Raw genomic sequence first — 17,110 nt, 5'->3', positions numbered from 1 at the left:
GCCTGTAGCGGAGCGTCAATAGCGCAAAACGCATGCCGAGCTTGTTCGCGGGCAAACGAAGATTTCTCATCTCCGCTGTGAGAAAGTTTCTTTTCCTCTCTGCGGGCGGACAGTCGATCATCCGGATACGGATTTGTGCGGCAGTTGGCCGACACATTCCCGACAAACACAAACGTATATTGGGAGACACCGTGGCTTCTATTTCAGAAATCGCCTACGAGAGATATAACGTCCGCACTGTGAGCACGATCGCGTTGTGTGCGCTCGTCACGTTACTCGACGGGTTCGATGCCCAGGCAGTGGGTGCGTTGGCGCCATCGCTTGCGCAGCACTTTGCTGTGCCGGTCAGTGCGCTAGGCCCGATGTTCGGCGCCGCGATGTTCGGGCTAGGCATCGGAGCTGTTGCAATGGGTCCGATCGCCGACCGCTGGGGCCGCAGGAAGTCGCTGATCTTGTCGACCTTGGTGTTCGCAGTCTGCGCGCTTTTGACTACGCGAGCGGCTTCGCTGGATCAACTGGTGATCTGTCGTTTCGCAACCGGTCTTGGACTCGGAGGTGCGTTACCCAACACGTTGGCGCTGGCGGCTGAGTATTCACCCCGCCGCTCCGCGGGGTTCGCAGTGGCCGTGGTTAGCGCGTGCGTGCCAGGAGGAGGGCTTCTTGGCGGGCTCGCAGCAGGAGCGATTCTGCCTCGGTGGGGATGGCAATCGTTCTTTTTCCTTGGGGGCACCATTCCGTTGCTCATAGCGATCGCTCTGGTTTTCTTTCTGCCCGAATCCTTGAAGTTTCTCGTCGCACGAAACGCCGACGCCCGATTGATCAGAAAGATTTTTCGCCGAATGTACTTACGCGATGCCACGGATGAAGAGTTCGAGCAGTTGAAACCTGTGCGTGTTGTCAGCGGAGGCCCGATCAGTGCGCTTTTCACTGAAGGACGTGCTCCCACGACAGCTTTGCTATGGCTTACGTATTTCATGAACTTGCTGATCATGTACTTCATTGTCAGCTGGTTACCTTCGCTGCTGAGTTCAATCGGTTTACCTTCGTGGACGGGTGCCCGGTCCATCGTGCTTTTCAGTCTGGGCGCGATTGCCGGCAGTCTGATGCAAAGGCGGATGTCGCGATACTGCGGCGCTTCTCCTGTGATGATGGCGGAGTTTGCCGTTTTCAGTGTCGCAAGCCTATGGCTGGCCAATGGACACCTCGACTACGACTCCACTATCGCAGTGGCGTTCTTAATGGGCTTCTGCATCGTTGGCGCACAGATTGGTCTCAACATGGTTGTAACCGAGTTTTATCCGATCACTGCCCGTGCGACTGGGCTTGGCTGGGGTCTCGGGATCGGCCGCATTGGTTCAATTGTGGGTCCGCTGCTGGGTGGCTTCATGCTGAGAGAACAGTGGTCGGTGGCGGACATCTTTCTGGCGGGCATTGCGCCGGCTGTAATTGCCGGATGTGCCATGGCAGCGTACGGTGTACGGGCTAGAGCCCACATCGCCATCGAAGTCAAGCGTTAAGTGCTTCGATTGAAACGCGACGCAGCTCGAGTGGTTTCTCGCAACATCGCTCACTGTCACTCTTGCAAATTTGGAACGGGAGATTTCAATGTCAAAGAGAAATGTGATCGTTACCGGCGCAGCGGGCGGTATCGGACTGTCGTGTGCCAAGACGTTGTTGAGGGAGGGACACAAACTGGCGGTAATGGACATTTCCGCAGACCGGATGGACCAGCAGTTTGGGGACGAACCCAATGCCATTCAGATACACCTTGACGCTGGTTCGACAGAAAGCTGTCGGGCGGCAATTGATGAAGCTTATGACCGACTCGGCTCAATTGATGCCCTCGTGCATTTTGCGGCGGTCTGGTCGGGAACGGCGTGGGACAGGTCGTGTGCTGACGAGTGGCACCGCGTGCTGACGGTGAACCTGACGGGTAGCTTTTTGTTGGCGCAGGCTGCTGCTGAGAAGATGCTGCAGGATGGCGGAAGTATTGTTCTCACAGCATCCGATTCGGCTCGCGTGGGCGGGGTTGCCGGCGGTCCTGCCTATGCGTCCTCCAAGGGGGGGGTAATTGCATTGACGCGTTCGCTTGCCCGAGCTTTGGGGCCTAAAGGCATCCGGGTCAATGCGATTAATCCGGGTGTGGTCGAGAGTCCGATGACTGAGAACTGGCCTCGTGCACTGATGGAGCAGACCGTTGCCCGTACCCCGCTTGGGCGTATTGCCAGGCCCGCGGACATCGCGGACGTCGCCTGCTTTTTGGCTTCCGATGCTGCGCGCTTTATCACAGGCGAGATCATTGAAGTGAACGGTGGGTTCTACTTCGACTAACGAAACTCCCTGGGTGGTGTCGAGGATCGTTCGTTGAGAAATAAAACGTACCTTAGTCCGCACAATGGAGAGAGAGCATGGTTCTGCATGAATCAAAACGGATTACTGTCGTCGGTGCCGGGTTCATGGGATGCGTAATCGCCACCATGTATTCGAATTACGGCTACGAGGTTGTTCTTAACGACGTGAAAGAGGACTTGCTTAACACCTATGCCGCGCGCGCATTGCCGATTGCTGCCGGACTTGCCCGTAGCGCCGAGGAGGCACGAGCCATCGTGGGTCGGGTGACGACGGAGGTGGACTTCGCGAAGGCGGTTGATGGCGCGTCGCTCGTCCATGAAACCATCCACGAAAATCTGGATGCAAAGCGTGAACTGTTCAACCGGCTCGACGCGCTTTGTGTGCCCGAAGTCATTCTCGCAACGAACACATCTTCGTTTCTCCTATCAGACATTTGCAAGGATGTGCACAGGGCAGAGCGAACCGTGGGCATTCACTACGTAACGCCGGCTCACGTGATCAAGACGGTAGAAATCATCAAGGGACCGAAGACCAGTGACGAGGTAGTCCAATGGGCGAAGGCGTTCGTACATACATTGAATCACGTCGGAATCGTCTGTGAGGAGCGTCCGGGTTTCATTGTCAACCGGCTTCAGTTTGCAATGCTTATGGAGATATATCGGATGATCCATGAGGGTTATGCGGTTCCGGATGATATAGACGAAGCGGTGAGGGGGAGTCTGGGGCCACGCCTCGCGCTCTGGGGTCCTTTGATGTGCGAGGATCTTGTAGCCAGTAAGTCAACGATGCTTGCGGTCACGGACTATCTAGGCGGAGAGACAGGACAGGCGTCGTTCGATCCGTCTGCCGTTTTGAGGGAGCTTGTGTCGGCTGATCGGCAGGGCGCCACTCACGGCAAAGGATGGTACAACTGGAAGCGTCCCTATCCCGAACTTGTCGAGGAGAGAGACCGACAACTCGCGGACCTTTTCGAGTGGTTGGAGCAACGCAAATCGGTAGAGTCGCTTCGTGCAGTTAAGTGTTGAACTCTCTGCTCCGCAGAAACTTGCCGCCGCCGTTAAGACAGTGGCTAGGCCAACGGAGCCCACTTGTTATCAACAAGGTGCGGTTTATCGAAGAACAGATGGCAGCCGAAGCATGCGTGGCGATCGCAGGTCTGTGTCGCAAGCGTAGGTATTCCGGGCGCAACGTCCTTACATACGTGAATACTTGGTACTGTGGCGTCAGATGGAAATTGGGCTGCCTGATTGACAGCGCACCGGATCTTGTGCGTTCAGGGTAATTGAGTGTGTTCGGAAATGAATAGTCTATACATAAATGCACAGCTGTCTCTTCATAATGTAAGAATCTTCTACGTATCGTTCCTATGCCGGGCCGAGGATTGGCACCGTCGTGGACAGCGCATATCGACCGATTGGGACGATATCTCGTCGCGGGTCACGCGAGGCATAAGCGACATCCACCGAGACGATCGGCAGCTAAATGACCACTTCGATCAGGATGAGCGGCGGCGTTTTGTGACTCGGTATCTAGTTCAAACGATTCGGTCGCTGGCCTTTTGGGTTTCTTGCGGGAATTCGTCGCGAGGAGTGTTACGCCGTGACGCCGCAAGCACGCACACCGCTGTGACGAAAAGTAACGACGCGATCCAGATCAACCCACCTTTGAAGTTGCCAGCAGCATGATTTGCCACACCTACGACAAACGGACTGACTGCGCCGCCAAGCAGTCCGATGGTGCTGACCGTAGCGATTCCGACAGGACGCGTATGGGGCGGAAATGCAAGGGTTGCAATGGTCCAGAATATTGCTTGTGCAGCAAAACTACCGGTGATGGCCGCTGTGAGCCCTAGAAGGCGTACGACGGGAGTATTGCTGAAGGCAATCAGGAGCCAGCCGGCGGCCGCGACGAGGACGGGGAGAACGGTATGCCAGACCCGTTCGCCGCTGCGGTCAGAACTCTTTCCCCACAGCGACATCACTACTACGCACACTAGGGGAGGGAGCGCGAGGATTTCGCCAAGCCTCAAAAAACCTGCCTTGGGAAGAACATCCTGCACGATAAGCGGGGCCCATGCCGCATAAGAACTAAGGCTGGACGGTAATCCGAAATATGCGAGGCCCAGAAGTAAAACAGCCGGATTCCTTAGCACTTTCGGTAGCAGTCGCCACTGACCGCGTTCGACGTAGTCCGTGTGATGACCGAGAATCGCTGCCAACTCGCTCTTTTCGCTACTGGACAGCCAACGCGCCTTCTCAGGTTTGTCGGTTAGGAAAAAAAGGCCGACGATTCCCAGTGCAACGGCCGGAAGGCCTTGCAGGATGTATAGCCACTTCCAGCCTGCAAGTCCTGCGATGCCGGTCATACCGAGCATCTGTCCAGAAATTGCGCCCCCGAGCACAAAGGTAACCGGTTGGGCCAACAAAAAAATACTGGTTGCTCTCGCGCGGCTTGATTCAGGAATCCAGTAGGTTAGGTAAAGAAATACGCCCGGCAAGAAACCAGCTTCGGCAAGTCCCAGCAAGAAGCGCACTAGAAAAAAGCTGCGAGGACCAACCACCAGGGCTGTCGCCGCTGCGGCGATACCCCAGGTGATCATGATACGGCTAAGCCAGACTCGCGCGCCGAACCGCGACATGGCGATATTGCTCGGAATTTCCGCAATGATGTAACTGATCCCGCCAATCCCGGCTGCCAATCCAAAGACTGCTGGATCCAGCCCGAGATCCTTGTTCATTGCAAGGGCAGCAAAACCCAGATTGATCCGGTCGAGCGTATGAAAAACGAGGCAGATGACAAGAAAGGGAATGACGCGACGAAAAACTTTAGCGGTCACGCGTGTCTGAGCAACGCTGGTACTGGAATGGGGTATGGCTGGTTGCATATGGTCTCCTATATAAGTTTTGAACTGACTTGGATCAGGCATATGTCAGGCGTGAGAGTTTCGGATCAATCGCGCTGGACTTGGACTGTCAGATTGTGGTGGTGCCAGCGAATCGCTGGCGCATGATTCATGTGTCGAGTAGTAGATAGAATTTACAACCCCACTCTAGTCTGAAACCTCGGGAACAATTGCATTGCGTTGCCTTGCATGATAAGCGCGCGATCCGCCGCGTTGAAGGGTTCAAAGTTGTCGAATGCAGTCATCGCTGGCGCAATTTCTGATTCGGGCATCATGGGGTAATCGAACCCCATCAACAGCCTCGATGGTGGGACAAGTTGCCTCAGTCCCTCCAGCGAAACGCGACTGGTCCCCGCCGTCAGATCGAAATAGAAGCTGGATAGACCCTTGAAAATTTCTTCACTGCTCAGCATGAGCCGACCAGGCCCTGCGCCAAAGATTGGTTCCAGGATCGAAATTCGCGGCGCCAGGTAAGGGATCGTGCCGCCAGCATGAGTGCAAATGACGTTGATGTTACTGAACCTCTCTTTGGCGCCCGTGAGTACCATGTTCGTCGCCATGCGTGTGGTTTCGAACATGAACTCGAGAATTGCAGGGTTCAGGCACGGCTTGGAAACATCGAACCCCGGCGGCCACGTTGGATGAACGAACAACGTTACCGACCTCCGATGCATTTCGGCAAACAGTTTGTCGAAGTGCGGCTCGCCCAGATAGCAGCCGTTGACATGGGTGCTGCTTGAAATGCCGTCGAGGTGAAGGACATCCAGTGCATATGACATCTCGTCAAGAGCCGCATCGATGTCATCCATCGGCAATATCGCAAAGGCGCCGAATCTGTCCGGATTCCGGCTGATGATTCGTGCGAATTCTTCGTTCATGGTTCTCGCCAGTTCTCGTGCTTCCCTCCCGCCGGCCCTGATGATCGAAGTGGCACTCGGCCACGACAGGACGCTTACGGCGATGCCATTGGCGTCCATCACGGCAAGGTGTTTGGCTTCACTCCACGTCGGAACAGGCGCCCCCGCAATTTTCGGTTGTACTCCCGGGGCGGTAGTTTTTCGCAAAGCATCGAGCCATACCGGAAGCAGCGCATGTGAATGCACATCGATGATGGCCGGCAGGTGATGCAGCGATGGGGCAGGATCCGGTAGGCCGTCGGCTGCGTCAGGTTTGTCAGCATAGGTGCTCATGACTGGATGGTCCTATGGATGGTCAATGCATATATCAAATCATATAAGATTATATTTTTCAACAAAAATGATGTCGTCGGCAAGGCTGTTGCGATGAGCAGCTTCATCGTTGCAGCGATCACTGTGGTAGCAAGATTGGACAAATATCGATTCTCCGCAGCGCGATTTTTCTTGAATCACATAATCATATGTGATTTAATGTATGGCAGGTAGCATGTAACACTACGGAGCCTGGACATGAAGGAACAGACGCAGTCGGCGCCCCCTGCCACTCATGATTTGCAATCGCCGCGCCTCAGCGAAATTGTCCTGAAAACTTCCCGCTTTGAGGTTGTCAGGGATTGGTATCAGGTCGTACTCAGCTCGACACCGAGCTTCGAGTACGAACGCCCCTTGAATAGCGAGGACGGGGGAAGCTCGAGGGTGGAAAACTTTCGGCGCCTTTGCTTCCTGAGAGTTTTCGCTGAGTTTCCCTACACGCAGGTCCTGGCAATTTTCGATGTTCCGAATCTCATCGGTACCGCTGGAAACACGGGTCTGCATCACATGCAGTTTCGCGAGCGTTCACTGGAAAGTCTCGTCATTCGTTACGAGCGACTGCTGCAATTGGGCGTCGCACCGTATCAGAGCTTCAATCATGGTCCGTCTACAAGCTTTTACTATGAAGATCCTGACGGCAACCTCGTCGAACTGTCCGGTCCTAACTACGAGACCGAAGAGGAGTATTTGAATTTTTTCAAGACGCCGGCGTTTCAAAAGAATCCGTCTGGCATCGAAATCAATGTTGCCGATTTCGTCCGCCGATATCGGGCTAAAGAACGCCTGCAGACGCTGATTCGGCTGCCAGACTGAAAATAGAAAGGGGCGCAATACCATGTTGTTGAACATGAATTCGGATGTTTCAGGAGGGGTTCCGGTCGTCATTGTTGGAGCGGGGCCGGTGGGCCTTGCCTTGGCAAACGATCTGTCGTGGCGTGGAATCCCGACTGTGTTAATTGACCGTCGCACGGAGCCGTTGAATTTTCCGACCAGCGAATCTATTCATACACGCACGATGGAGCAGTTTCGCAGATGGGGAATCGCGGACGAAGTCCGTTTCTCCGGTTTCCCTCCCGATATGCCGCGCGACGTCCACTTTGCAACGCGTGTAACCGGATATCGACTTGGGCGAGTGACTCGAGCATCGAACCGGCAGCAACAGGAGCTGAGCAACTCGATTAGTCCGGAAGGGCCGATCTGGTGCCCGAAATCTCTTTTTGAGTCTGTCATGCGCAAGACGCTCACGAAGGACCGCGCCACGCAGTTTCTGTTCGGCCACGATGTTCTGAATTTCGACGAAGACGAGACTGGCGTTAGTGTCTCCGTGAGGGATCTAGCGACCGGTAGGGACTTTTCGTTGCGCTGCCGATACCTTGCGGCGTGTGATGGCGCTTCAAGCGGCATCCGAAAATCGTTGGGTGTTTCCTTCCACGGAACCTTTGCGGAGGGGAAGAATCTCGGGATTTTCTTGCGATCCACCCAGTTGCGCAGCCTCATGGAAGACCGCGCTGGCGTGATGATCGACATTGTAAATCCGGATTTCAGTGCCAACCTTTCCGCCGTAGACGGGCGAGAACTCTGGCGATTGATCATTTTCATGCGCGACGGGGATCCGAACGAGCTCGATCCGGCAACTTGCGTCAGGCAGGCGGTAGGCCGCGATATCGATGCCGAGATACTTGATGCCCGTGCCTGGGCGGGACATACAGTTGTTGCTGAACGATTCAGGAAGGGTTCCGTTTTTCTGCTTGGCGATGCCGCGCATCTTCTCTGGCCGCGCGGCGGTTTCGGAATGAATACCGGCGTGGGAGATGCCGCTGACCTCGGCTGGAAACTTGATGCGGTGCTCAAAGGTTGGGGCGGACCGGGTCTTCTCGACAGCTACGAGGCGGAACGGCGTCCTGTCGCCTTGCGCAATGTCTCCGAAGCTGCTGCGAATTACCACTCCGAGGCGTCGTTGCCAGTGTCTCCCGCGCTGGAAGACGCCGGCCCTGCAGGTGACGCGCAGCGGCAGGCGCTTGCCCAGGCTATCGTCGAAACTCGTTCCCGGGAATGGAACACGATGGGCTTGCAACTGGGCTTCCGTTACGACGACTCGCCTATCTGCTGGCCCGAGCGCAGTCCTGCTCCACCAAACGACAATGCGCAATACATACCGACCACGCGCGCAGGGGCGCGAGCTCCGCATGCGTGGGTGCGACAAGGAGTATCCACGCTGGACTATTTCGGCCATGGTTTTTGCCTTGTACATCATGGCGGACAATCGACGGCTGATTTCGAGGCTGCTGCGGCAAGTCGTCACGTTCCGTTGACGACACTCGAACTGGAAGAGGACGCGCCTGCAGAGCTTTATGAACGCAGATTCGTGCTTGTACGTCCCGATGGTCACGTCGCCTGGCGCGGCAACGAGCTTCCTGCCGATTGCGGGTGCATACTGGATCGTGTGACAGGCACCAACTGAACATGATACTGACCGCGCCAGAACCTCCTGCGGGCGCGGTTCCACGCAAATTTAACGGAGTCGATTATGTCCTTACCGGAGAACGGAAGCGTTGAGTTCGCCCTTACTCTATTGTTGAATCGTTTCTTTGTTTACCTGGACGACCGAAAGTACGACGAGCTGATCCGGCTCTTTGCCGCAAACGGCGTGTGGCATCGCCAGGGTGTAACGCTGGAGGGGCCAGCGAAGATCCTGGATGCACTTCAAGCTCGACCTGCTGACCTGACTACGCGCCATCTCCTGACGAATGTGGTTCCTGTCGTCGAGTCGGCCGACTCCGTGCAGGCTGTCATGTATATCACCGTTTTTGCGGACAATGGGCCGCAGCAGCCGAGTCCGTTACCAATGGCACTCCCACTGCAGGTCGGTGTTTATCGTGCACGCTTTGTGTTGATCGACGAATGGCGAATCGCGGAGCTTCGTGGAGACCCCACATTTCGCAGAGCCGACCGGTGAACATAGATGAAACTCGTGAGCTTTAGTCACAATGGTCGTGATTCATTCGGCGTGTGCGTTGGCGATCGAATTGTGGACATCGGACGACGCTATGCAGGTCAGTTTGCGACGCTCAAGGATGCGATAGCCGGAGAGTTGTTCGAGGTAGATTTCACGGTTCCTGCGGCTGACGCAGCCGACCCGTCGATCGCTGAGGTGCGTTTACTCCCACCGGTCCCACGTCCGGACAAGATCATCTGCGTGGGCCGTAACTATCGCGGCCACATTGCCGAAGCGGGACTTAAACTGCCCGACTATCCGAACTTATTCGTTCGGCTGGACAATACGCTCGTTGCTCATGGCGGCGCTTTGGTTAGGCCGCAGGTTTCGACCAGCTTCGATTTTGAAGGCGAATTGGCCGTGGTTATCGGTAAGACAGCGCGTTACGTGGCACGCGATAAGGCCTTGGACTACGTATTTGGCTATGCCTGTTTTAACGATGCCACCTTGAGAGATTTTCAGTTCGATCATTCGCTGACGGCGGGCAAAAACTTCGAAGCAACCGGAGGTTTTGGGCCATGGATTGCGACTTCGGATGAAGTCGGCGATCCCCGCGAGCTTGCGCTGACGACCCTTGTCAACGGTACGGAAATGCAGCACGGGCACCTCAAGGACCTCATTTTCGACATACCCTATCTGATATCCTACGTGTCCCAGATTACGACGTTATCCCCTGGCGATATACTTGCTACGGGGACACCCGACGGAGTCGGGTTCGTTCGCAACCCGCCGGTATGGTTGTCCCCGGGAGATGAGGTTGAGGTGCGTATCTCGCGGGTCGGCGCCTTGGCCAATTCAGTTATTTCATCTGCGGGTCAGGCGAGCTAGTTTTTCGTGGTGTCACTAGACCGCGAATTGAATCCGGCCTGTTTAAACCTGCTATCACGGAATCCAACCAACTTGGCGATGCTCTTTGATCCGGACGTTCCACTGCATCATCAGATTTACCAGCAGATGCGTTCAGAAATTCTTGACGGTGTGTGGGTAGGGCGAGACGACTTTCCTGGTGAAGAGGATCTGGCTACCCGTTTCGACGTGAGCGTAATTACCTCGCGTCGCGCATTGATGCGCCTCGCGGACGAGGGTCTTGTCGTCAGGGAGCGCGGCAGGCGCCCGCGTGCCACCTTCGAACCTTCCCGTGTAGGGCGCCCTGGGAAGAGTCCCGTTGTCTTTCCCATCGGCCCTCAGCGACCGTACGTGTACAGGGTAATCGAAATCGAAAACAGAGTCGCTTCGGCAGAGGCGTGCGCCGTGTTTGGTCTGCATTACGGTGATTCTCTGTGGCATTGCAGCCGCCTTCGTCTGTTCGAGGGGAGACCCCACAGCGTCGTGCTGAACGTACAGCGCAAGGCAGTGGGCGAGCGCCATTCGAACAAGCAGCTGGAAACGCTCCCCATGAACCAGATTTTGATGAGTGAGGGTTTCAAGCTTGGCGTCATCAAAAGGAAAGTCGCGGGAAGGCTGCCAGGACCGCTTGTTGCCGAGCAATTGGGCATATCGATGCAGACGGTCATTCTTGTCTACACGTTTGTGTTGACCGACGATACCGAGTCGCCGCTTGAATGGGTTCAGATTTCCCTTCACCCTGACGACGAACCTCCGCTTGAAGTGTTTGATCTGCGGACCGGAAGTGCATGGACGACGGACATTGTGTAATTTGCGCGGATTATTTGAGCGGCCTTGTTAAACGGCAGGCAGCTCGGCATCGTGAGCGCCTTCACGTCTGCCAACGCTTCAAACACTTTCGATGAGGAGATCGGGATGCCAACGCGCAGCGAGACCAACAAACCTGTCACGGTTCGTTGTACGTGCCGATAACATAGGGTCATGTGCTAGGGCCCAAGTGTCAACCACCCGAACTGCCCCGTAGGGCGTTCGATTCAAGGTTTTAGCGCCAGAATTTCTAGTTTCCTTCACAGGTGTCCCATGATCCCGCCCGCAGAGAGTTTCTACGATGACATGGCGTCCTCTTATCACATGATTTTCGATGATCGGGATAAAGCGATCGAGCGCCAACGGGTGGTTCTGACGCGACTTATGCCTACGCCCGATGCGCTCGGAACCGTCCTGGATTGCGCATGCGGGATTGGTACTCAATCGTCAGGTCTTGCACGCGCTGGCTATGACGTTGAGGGAACGGATATATCGAGGGCGGAAGTCGAGCGGGCATCTCGTGAGGCAGCCCAGCGGAAGCTCGACGTGAAGTTCCGGGTCGACGACATGAGGCAGCTTGCCACGTGCGAACCGCAACGGTTCGGCGCGGTAGTCGCTTTCGATAACGCCATTCCGCACCTGGATAGCGACAAGGACGTGGCCGAGGCGCTGGCTGCTATGCCCAGGAGTCTACGAACGGGCGGAAGCATATTCGTTAGTCTGAGGGACTATGCCGCGTTGCTGGTTCAACGCCCGAGTGTAATACCACCGTCAATGTTTGTGGACAACGGCCTTCGCCGCATCGTGCATCAGGTCTGGGACTGGCACGACGACCGGCGATACTCGGTGCATTTGTACATCACTCGCCAGACGAGTGGCTTAGACTTGAAATCGAGCCATTTTGTTGGGCATTATCGGGCCATCACTCCGGACGAGGTGGCGTCTCTTGCCTCGCGGGTCGGATTCAATGACGTTCGGGTTCTTTCGCCAGCGAGCACCGGCTACTACCAGCCGATCGTCACGGCCGCGACTGCCTAGTCCGCATGCACGTGCGCGGCCCCTCTCAGGGGACGCGGACCTAATAGGCACATCGCGGCCAACAAGCAACGGTTAAAATTCGATCTGTTCTTGACCAGCTATCCTCGCAGGCCGGTGCGAGACAACAAATGCTCAAGCGTGGCATGCTCGTGCTGGCGCTCGCTGGCGCGCTTGATGGCACGGTTGAGCTAGTCGTCTAAAAGCTCGCGAAAACGACGGCCTCGGATTAAGGGAACCCGCACCACGCGACTCTATCCGACCGCATCTTGATGTATTCAGGATCAGAGGATAACGAAGGAGAGACTTCGCTCCAGGTTAACTCCGATGGCGGTCCAAAATAAAGGATAGCAGTCGAACTGCTCCTGCATTACATGAGAGCGGATAGGATCAGCATAAATTTCTTCCGCGACACCATCGTGCATGGTGATCATGGCGTGCGGATAATACGATCGAAAGCTCACTACTCCAAGCGGAGTGCCACGAATCGGCGCGAGACTTGGAACCCCCCAAGAATTGACATCGGGCTGTAAAGTTGCCAAGTCGATAAGCACCGTGGTCCAGACTGAATAAACTTTGGCGCTCTGGCTTTCCAGCAACGAAACGATGGAATTCGCTGGCGCGTTGAATCGCCGCTCTGCCTCCTCCTGGTCTTTCATTTGCCAGTACGGATTCTTGCGCAAAAAGTGCATGCCGCCGTAGACGACCAACGCGCGGCGCTGCTTGGCTAGCACTTCGCGTTGGATAATTTCCACCGGACAACTATTCCGGTCGGCCATTGTTCTGAAGGCTTCATCGAATTCGCCGGCGTTGTTGATTTTCGACCAATCTACCGGCGGATCTCCCAGCAAGACGCGAATCTGACGGTCTTCTGGCAGCGAGGCATTCAAATCGCGCACTTCACGAAAAAACCCCTCAAAAATAGGACGATCCCACCCATCATGGGGCTGCGTAGTGTTCTGCCAAGCTTGGCGCAGTTCTTTTTCGGTATGTCTTCCCCAGCAACGAACCGGTCCATCATCCCCTGGTAGAGAGAATTTCCGCTTTCGACTACGATATCGTTCACGATGTCGGCAAACCGGGGGCCCGGATCAGCGAGACCCTCAAAGCATAGGCTTGTTCACAGCCATGGCCGCCATCGCAGAGCGCGACGACGTCATGGAATTTGAAGGCTTCAAGAATGCCAGTGACCGGATCAATGGGAGTTGCAGCTGTTGTCATCGGTTGGGCTCCGTCTCGCCAGCAAACCATTATAGGTCCCAGTGCACCGCTTTCCACGACCGTTAGACAGTCCACTAAAGTTCTGCGTGCGGCAGTGGGTTCGAATATCCGGTATCAGTCACCATGACCGTCTCTTGTGAGGTGTGAGCAGGAGTTCGCCCTGGGGCGGGGGCGCTCAGATGCTGCCAGTAATCGCAGCACGGAGCTCGAGCATGAACGGTTTCTCGCTATCCATTAGTGGGTGTCTGCTGACCAGCGGGGGCGCAGTCACACTGGACGCGAGCAGCGTTCTCAAGCTGTCCGATTGGCTATCGTGCGCACCAATCTTATGTGGGGAAAATCAAAATGATGAAGAAGACGAGAATTTCGAGCATTCTGCTCGTGCTGGCCGCGCTCAGCCCGCTGGCGCATGCGAGCCTGGCTACAGGTGCTCATGAGTTCGACGATCGCACGCTTAGCTAAGTCGATATCAACTGCGACAGCGCCGTCGTTCTGCCGCCAATCTGTGATGCCCAGATCGTGGCTGGCGCCTGCCTAGCCATTTTACGCGCTAACTGCCGATAACACGGCCTTGCAGCGAGGGGGGAATTGTCACCGAACAACCCGCCGACCAGAAACGTCCGACTGCATCCAACTGTCGTGGAATTAGGGACTCAGCTGCTATGTGATGTGGGTTTGGACGCCTGGCAGTTGGCGTGTGGCGTCATCGGACTCCGTGCGGCCATTTTTAGACGTTCGACCGTACCGTAAGCCGGTGACAATCATCGCTCTCCGACAAGTATCGACTCAAATGAGCAAAATTGAACTGTTGAAGCCGACGACAGCATCGCTGCCGAGCTACGTTGCGGCCCTGGAGGCAGGGTGGTCTCCCGACAACGTTCGCGAGGAGGCAACTGCGCGTGAACAATTACTCGCTATCAAAATGAACGCGGATGCGTTTGTCGACGGCCTTGATGATCCGACCGCGTCGGGTGGACGGATTCCTTTGCCCGATGGCACAACCATCGCTCGTCTGCCTGGCATCGTTCGATGGATTTGGGACGGAGACATTAGCGGCGCGATTGGATTTCGTTGGCAAGCTGGAACTGCCGAATTGCCACCGAATGTGCTTGGCCATATCGGTTTTTCAATCGTGCCGTGGAAGAGAGGCAACGGCTACGCCAGGCAGGCGCTCAATTTAATGCTGGGCGAAGCGAAGCGACAAGGCTTGGCCTACGTCGAGCTAACCGTTGATCCTGACAACATTGCCTCGCAGAAGGTCATCGCAGCTTGCGGCGGTGTCTTGGTCGAGCGTTTCAGAAAGACGGCGGCGTATGGATTCGCTGAGACTCTGCGATACCGTATTGAGCTGGGAGGTTGAGGAACGTGTTCGGCCGGGCCCGGCCACTCGACGCAGACACATGGATCGTCGACTATGGCTAGAACATCCGAGTTTGGAGATTGGCATACCACCGAAACGAAACCCGGGCAAGGTCCGGATTTCGGTTGATAGGCTTTGTCACTGGACGTGGTTGGGTAAGTAGATACTGTTGCAGCCTGACCAGTCCCTGCGAAATCACGCCTGGGTGGGAAAGACATGACCGGACGCCAGTTTCCGGATCATTCATGGGCCTAAATGTTCTCGATGACTTGACGGCGAGCGACGCAGCCGCTTGTGTGCGCTGTGCTTGTCGCAGCGGAGAGAACGCTCGCCTGTCAGGAAGCGGGAGCTACTGATGCCCCGACGACGCCGTGACGCGCCAAGGCATTCGCAACGAAGCCGGAGGATTTCATTGCGTCGACAAACGCGTGCAATGTAGCGGCGGCCGCTTCACCCCGGCCTTTGGGCGTGCCCATCGCCTGTTGAATGACCATGAAGCGCGCGTTCAGTATCCGCAGTCCCGGTGTGACGCGGGCGTCGGCCTCGAGTTGTTGCCTGACGCCCGCGGCGACCTCCAGATTTTGTTCGACGAAAGTCTGAACTACCGCAGGTGAGGTTGGTGCGCGCACGATCCTCGCATGCTTCAGTTCGCGTGAGAGGAACAGATCGTACGCGCTTCCCCTGCCTACTGCGACACGATTGTGCGGCTGGTCCACGTCCGCATTTTCAGAAATAGACGAGTCTTTACGGACCAGATAGAACCCTTCGATCAGCACATAGGGCGACGTGAACAAGATACCTGCGCCGCGCAGCGGATCGATGGCGAAAAATCCGATGTCGGCCTCGTTCGCAGTGACTGCCGCGACAGCCTCGCCGGCGGATTCGAACACACGAAGATCGATGTCGACGCGGAGCATCTGTGCGAACCTCGTCGCAAGATCGATGGATACGCCATATAGCTCACCGGTTATCGCGTCGCGATTCGCAAGAATCGGGTTGCCGACGTTGATCGCAGCACGAAGTGTTCCTGTGGGTGAAAACCTGCGGACGACTGCTTCGTCCACGCGCGGATGAAGATCTGTCATGGACGTGAGCTGCTTTTCGAAAAGAGGTTTCGTTTATCGCGTTTCAAGCCGTGAGGCCATTGCAACGGTGCGATTCATATCGCACGGGTCTCGCCGCCGTCGACGTCGAGAATGGCACCCTGTGCGAACGCAGCGGCTCCAGACGCGAGAAAGGCCACAGCTTGGCCGATTTCGTCCGGCGTGCCGAACCGCTTGATCCCGCATTCTTTTAACAGCAAAGCGATGGCTTCCTCGGTGTTAAGGCCCGACGACTCTGCAATGCGCTGTATGTTGCGTGTCAGCCTGTCGGTCTCGATCCTGCCGGGATTGACTGCACACACGCGCACGCCGTCGCGCTTTCCAATATCGGCCATCGCCTTGGTGAAGTTTATCAATGCCGCATTGACCACACCGCCAATCGTGAATTCGCCGATGCCGGTCCATGCGCCGACGCCAACGATATTGAGGATCGTGCCTTGAACTTCGACGAGCCGCGGCCATGCTGTGCGCGTCATCCGCACATATCCGTGCAGCTTGAGCGCGAGTCCGTCCTGCCAGTCCTCGTCGGTCAGGTCGAAGAAATCGGCCCGCCGCGTGGCGCCGGCATTGTTGACCAGCAGGTCGATTCGCCCGAACGCGCCGAAGGTCTGCTCAACGACCTCTGCGGCCGATTCAGGCGCCCTTAGATCACATGGCAGCGTGATGACGTTGCGACCCGTCCGCTGCCTGATGTCGTCCGCAGTACACTCAAGCCGGTCCGCGTCGCGCGCGACCAGCGCGACATTCATGCCCTCGAGCGCGAGCTGCCGGGCGACGCCCGCACCGATGCCGCGATTCGCGCCGGTGATGATTGCTACTTTGTCCCGCAGGTTCAGTTCCATGTTGTCTCCTCGTCCCGTATGAAGGCAGCGCGCTGGTTCGCGCGTGGTCCATCTATCGCTGCGCTTCCTGTCCTTGACGCTCACTTGAATTGCACGAACACCCGCCTGTCGACAATGCGGACCGGAAAGGACAGCACGTCCTCGGTGAGTGGGCTGCACAATGCCTTGCCGGTACGGACGTCGAAGCGGCCCTGATGAAGTGGGCATTCGATTTCCGTACCTTCAAGAAAGCCATCGCACAGCCGGGCGTGACCATGCGTGCAGACGTTGTCGGTAGCGAATACCTCGCCATCGACGACATAGAGCGCGATTTCACGATCTCCTGCGCGTACGGCGATGACGTCGTTCGCGGGCAAATCCACTTGTGCGGCAACGTCAATCCATTCTTCGCTCATATAAACATCCTCTTGATAGTCGA

At 56.3% G+C, this 17,110-nt stretch carries 17 protein-coding genes; 10 read left to right on the top strand and 7 right to left on the bottom strand.

Annotated features, from left to right (window positions below):
* Window positions 1-32: 32 nt before the first annotated feature.
* The 3 genes from PQR40_RS26880 (at window position 33) to PQR40_RS26870 (ending at window position 3,377) form a co-directional block, all read left to right on the top strand.
* Window positions 33-1,517, top strand: a complete 1,485-nt coding sequence (locus PQR40_RS26880) for an MFS transporter (protein WP_408510208.1) — start codon at window positions 33-35, stop codon at window positions 1,515-1,517.
* A gap of 88 nt (window positions 1,518-1,605) precedes the next feature.
* Window positions 1,606-2,331: an SDR family NAD(P)-dependent oxidoreductase gene (locus tag PQR40_RS26875; RefSeq protein WP_408237623.1), complete on the top strand. Its 726-nt coding sequence runs from the start codon at window positions 1,606-1,608 to the stop codon at window positions 2,329-2,331.
* Between the two features lie 77 nt (window positions 2,332-2,408).
* A complete protein-coding gene (locus tag PQR40_RS26870) occupies window positions 2,409-3,377 on the top strand; it encodes a 3-hydroxyacyl-CoA dehydrogenase family protein (RefSeq protein ID WP_408510207.1) in 969 nt (322 codons plus the stop codon).
* A 509-nt stretch (window positions 3,378-3,886) separates the two neighbouring features.
* On the opposite strand, the gene PQR40_RS26865 is transcribed toward PQR40_RS26870, so the two are convergent.
* Both PQR40_RS26865 and PQR40_RS26860 read right to left on the bottom strand, forming a co-directional pair.
* Window positions 3,887-5,236 carry an MFS transporter gene (locus PQR40_RS26865; protein WP_408510206.1) on the bottom strand — a complete coding sequence of 450 codons (1,350 nt, stop codon included), beginning with the start codon at window positions 5,234-5,236 and terminating at the stop codon, window positions 3,887-3,889.
* Window positions 5,237-5,388: 152 nt separating this feature from the next.
* Window positions 5,389-6,444 carry an amidohydrolase family protein gene (locus PQR40_RS26860; RefSeq protein ID WP_408237632.1) on the bottom strand — a complete coding sequence of 352 codons (1,056 nt, stop codon included), beginning with the start codon at window positions 6,442-6,444 and terminating at the stop codon, window positions 5,389-5,391.
* 237 nt (window positions 6,445-6,681) lie between these two features.
* Between PQR40_RS26860 and PQR40_RS26855 the strand changes: the two genes are divergently transcribed.
* The 6 genes from PQR40_RS26855 to PQR40_RS26830 all read left to right on the top strand — a co-directional run bounded on the left by PQR40_RS26855 (window position 6,682) and on the right by PQR40_RS26830 (window position 12,169).
* On the top strand, window positions 6,682-7,296 hold the full coding sequence (locus PQR40_RS26855) for a VOC family protein (protein ID WP_408510205.1): 615 nt from the start codon (window positions 6,682-6,684) through the stop codon (window positions 7,294-7,296).
* Window positions 7,297-7,318: 22 nt separating this feature from the next.
* Complete coding sequence (locus PQR40_RS26850) at window positions 7,319-8,944, top strand: FAD-dependent monooxygenase (protein ID WP_408510204.1); 1,626 nt, start codon at window positions 7,319-7,321, stop codon at window positions 8,942-8,944.
* 66 nt (window positions 8,945-9,010) lie between these two features.
* Window positions 9,011-9,439 carry a nuclear transport factor 2 family protein gene (locus PQR40_RS26845; protein WP_408510203.1) on the top strand — a complete coding sequence of 143 codons (429 nt, stop codon included), beginning with the start codon at window positions 9,011-9,013 and terminating at the stop codon, window positions 9,437-9,439.
* Between the two features lie 6 nt (window positions 9,440-9,445).
* Window positions 9,446-10,306 carry a fumarylacetoacetate hydrolase family protein gene (locus PQR40_RS26840; protein WP_408237644.1) on the top strand — a complete coding sequence of 287 codons (861 nt, stop codon included), beginning with the start codon at window positions 9,446-9,448 and terminating at the stop codon, window positions 10,304-10,306.
* A gap of 78 nt (window positions 10,307-10,384) precedes the next feature.
* Window positions 10,385-11,134 (top strand): GntR family transcriptional regulator, encoded by a 750-nt coding sequence (locus PQR40_RS26835; protein WP_408237809.1) that lies wholly within the window; start codon window positions 10,385-10,387, stop codon window positions 11,132-11,134.
* Window positions 11,135-11,404: 270 nt separating this feature from the next.
* Complete coding sequence (locus PQR40_RS26830; protein WP_408510202.1) at window positions 11,405-12,169, top strand: class I SAM-dependent methyltransferase; 765 nt, start codon at window positions 11,405-11,407, stop codon at window positions 12,167-12,169.
* A gap of 281 nt (window positions 12,170-12,450) precedes the next feature.
* Here PQR40_RS26830 and PQR40_RS26825 read toward each other — a convergent pair whose 3' ends face one another.
* Together PQR40_RS26825 and PQR40_RS26820 are read right to left on the bottom strand one after the other, a co-directional pair.
* Window positions 12,451-13,065 (bottom strand): hypothetical protein, encoded by a 615-nt coding sequence (locus PQR40_RS26825; RefSeq protein ID WP_408510201.1) that lies wholly within the window; start codon window positions 13,063-13,065, stop codon window positions 12,451-12,453.
* A gap of 163 nt (window positions 13,066-13,228) precedes the next feature.
* Window positions 13,229-13,387: a hypothetical protein gene (locus PQR40_RS26820; protein ID WP_408510200.1), complete on the bottom strand. Its 159-nt coding sequence runs from the start codon at window positions 13,385-13,387 to the stop codon at window positions 13,229-13,231.
* 790 nt (window positions 13,388-14,177) lie between these two features.
* Between PQR40_RS26820 and PQR40_RS26815 the strand changes: the two genes are divergently transcribed.
* A complete protein-coding gene (locus PQR40_RS26815; protein ID WP_408510199.1) occupies window positions 14,178-14,747 on the top strand; it encodes a GNAT family N-acetyltransferase in 570 nt (189 codons plus the stop codon).
* Window positions 14,748-15,082: 335 nt separating this feature from the next.
* On the opposite strand, the gene PQR40_RS26810 is transcribed toward PQR40_RS26815, so the two are convergent.
* The 3 genes from PQR40_RS26810 to PQR40_RS26800 form a co-directional block, all read right to left on the bottom strand.
* The gene (locus tag PQR40_RS26810; protein WP_408510198.1) at window positions 15,083-15,832 is read right to left on the bottom strand and encodes a transporter substrate-binding domain-containing protein; all 750 of its coding nucleotides are present in this window, start codon (window positions 15,830-15,832) and stop codon (window positions 15,083-15,085) included.
* 74 nt (window positions 15,833-15,906) lie between these two features.
* Window positions 15,907-16,692: an SDR family oxidoreductase gene (locus PQR40_RS26805; protein ID WP_408237661.1), complete on the bottom strand. Its 786-nt coding sequence runs from the start codon at window positions 16,690-16,692 to the stop codon at window positions 15,907-15,909.
* 80 nt (window positions 16,693-16,772) lie between these two features.
* On the bottom strand, window positions 16,773-17,087 hold the full coding sequence (locus PQR40_RS26800) for a non-heme iron oxygenase ferredoxin subunit (RefSeq protein WP_408237664.1): 315 nt from the start codon (window positions 17,085-17,087) through the stop codon (window positions 16,773-16,775).
* Window positions 17,088-17,110: the final 23 nt, after the last annotated feature.

Source organism: Paraburkholderia sediminicola (genome assembly GCF_046026855.1).
In the GTDB taxonomy this organism is placed as follows: Bacteria; Pseudomonadota; Gammaproteobacteria; order Burkholderiales; family Burkholderiaceae; genus Paraburkholderia; species Paraburkholderia sediminicola_A.
The sequence above is the reverse complement of the archived record's forward strand: the minus strand, read 5'-3'. Positions and strand labels throughout refer to the sequence as shown.

Bases quoted from the DNA above. Each gene is read 5' to 3' on its own strand.
- PQR40_RS26820 (WP_408510200.1), bottom strand. From the start codon at position 13,387: ATGACAACAGCTGCAACTCCCATTGATCCGGTCACTGGCATTCTTGAA.
- PQR40_RS26855 (WP_408510205.1), top strand. From the start codon at position 6,682: ATGAAGGAACAGACGCAGTCGGCGCCCCCTGCCACTCATGATTTGCAA.
- PQR40_RS26865 (WP_408510206.1), bottom strand. From the start codon at position 5,236: ATGCAACCAGCCATACCCCATTCCAGTACCAGCGTTGCTCAGACACGC.
- PQR40_RS26880 (WP_408510208.1), top strand. From the start codon at position 33: ATGCCGAGCTTGTTCGCGGGCAAACGAAGATTTCTCATCTCCGCTGTG.
- PQR40_RS26810 (WP_408510198.1), bottom strand. From the start codon at position 15,832: ATGACAGATCTTCATCCGCGCGTGGACGAAGCAGTCGTCCGCAGGTTT.
- PQR40_RS26850 (WP_408510204.1), top strand. From the start codon at position 7,319: ATGTTGTTGAACATGAATTCGGATGTTTCAGGAGGGGTTCCGGTCGTC.
- PQR40_RS26875 (WP_408237623.1), top strand. From the start codon at position 1,606: ATGTCAAAGAGAAATGTGATCGTTACCGGCGCAGCGGGCGGTATCGGA.
- PQR40_RS26840 (WP_408237644.1), top strand. From the start codon at position 9,446: ATGAAACTCGTGAGCTTTAGTCACAATGGTCGTGATTCATTCGGCGTG.
- PQR40_RS26845 (WP_408510203.1), top strand. From the start codon at position 9,011: ATGTCCTTACCGGAGAACGGAAGCGTTGAGTTCGCCCTTACTCTATTG.
- PQR40_RS26835 (WP_408237809.1), top strand. From the start codon at position 10,385: ATGCTCTTTGATCCGGACGTTCCACTGCATCATCAGATTTACCAGCAG.
- PQR40_RS26870 (WP_408510207.1), top strand. From the start codon at position 2,409: ATGGTTCTGCATGAATCAAAACGGATTACTGTCGTCGGTGCCGGGTTC.
- PQR40_RS26800 (WP_408237664.1), bottom strand. From the start codon at position 17,087: ATGAGCGAAGAATGGATTGACGTTGCCGCACAAGTGGATTTGCCCGCG.
- PQR40_RS26815 (WP_408510199.1), top strand. From the start codon at position 14,178: ATGAGCAAAATTGAACTGTTGAAGCCGACGACAGCATCGCTGCCGAGC.
- PQR40_RS26830 (WP_408510202.1), top strand. From the start codon at position 11,405: ATGATCCCGCCCGCAGAGAGTTTCTACGATGACATGGCGTCCTCTTAT.
- PQR40_RS26805 (WP_408237661.1), bottom strand. From the start codon at position 16,692: ATGGAACTGAACCTGCGGGACAAAGTAGCAATCATCACCGGCGCGAAT.
- PQR40_RS26860 (WP_408237632.1), bottom strand. From the start codon at position 6,444: ATGAGCACCTATGCTGACAAACCTGACGCAGCCGACGGCCTACCGGAT.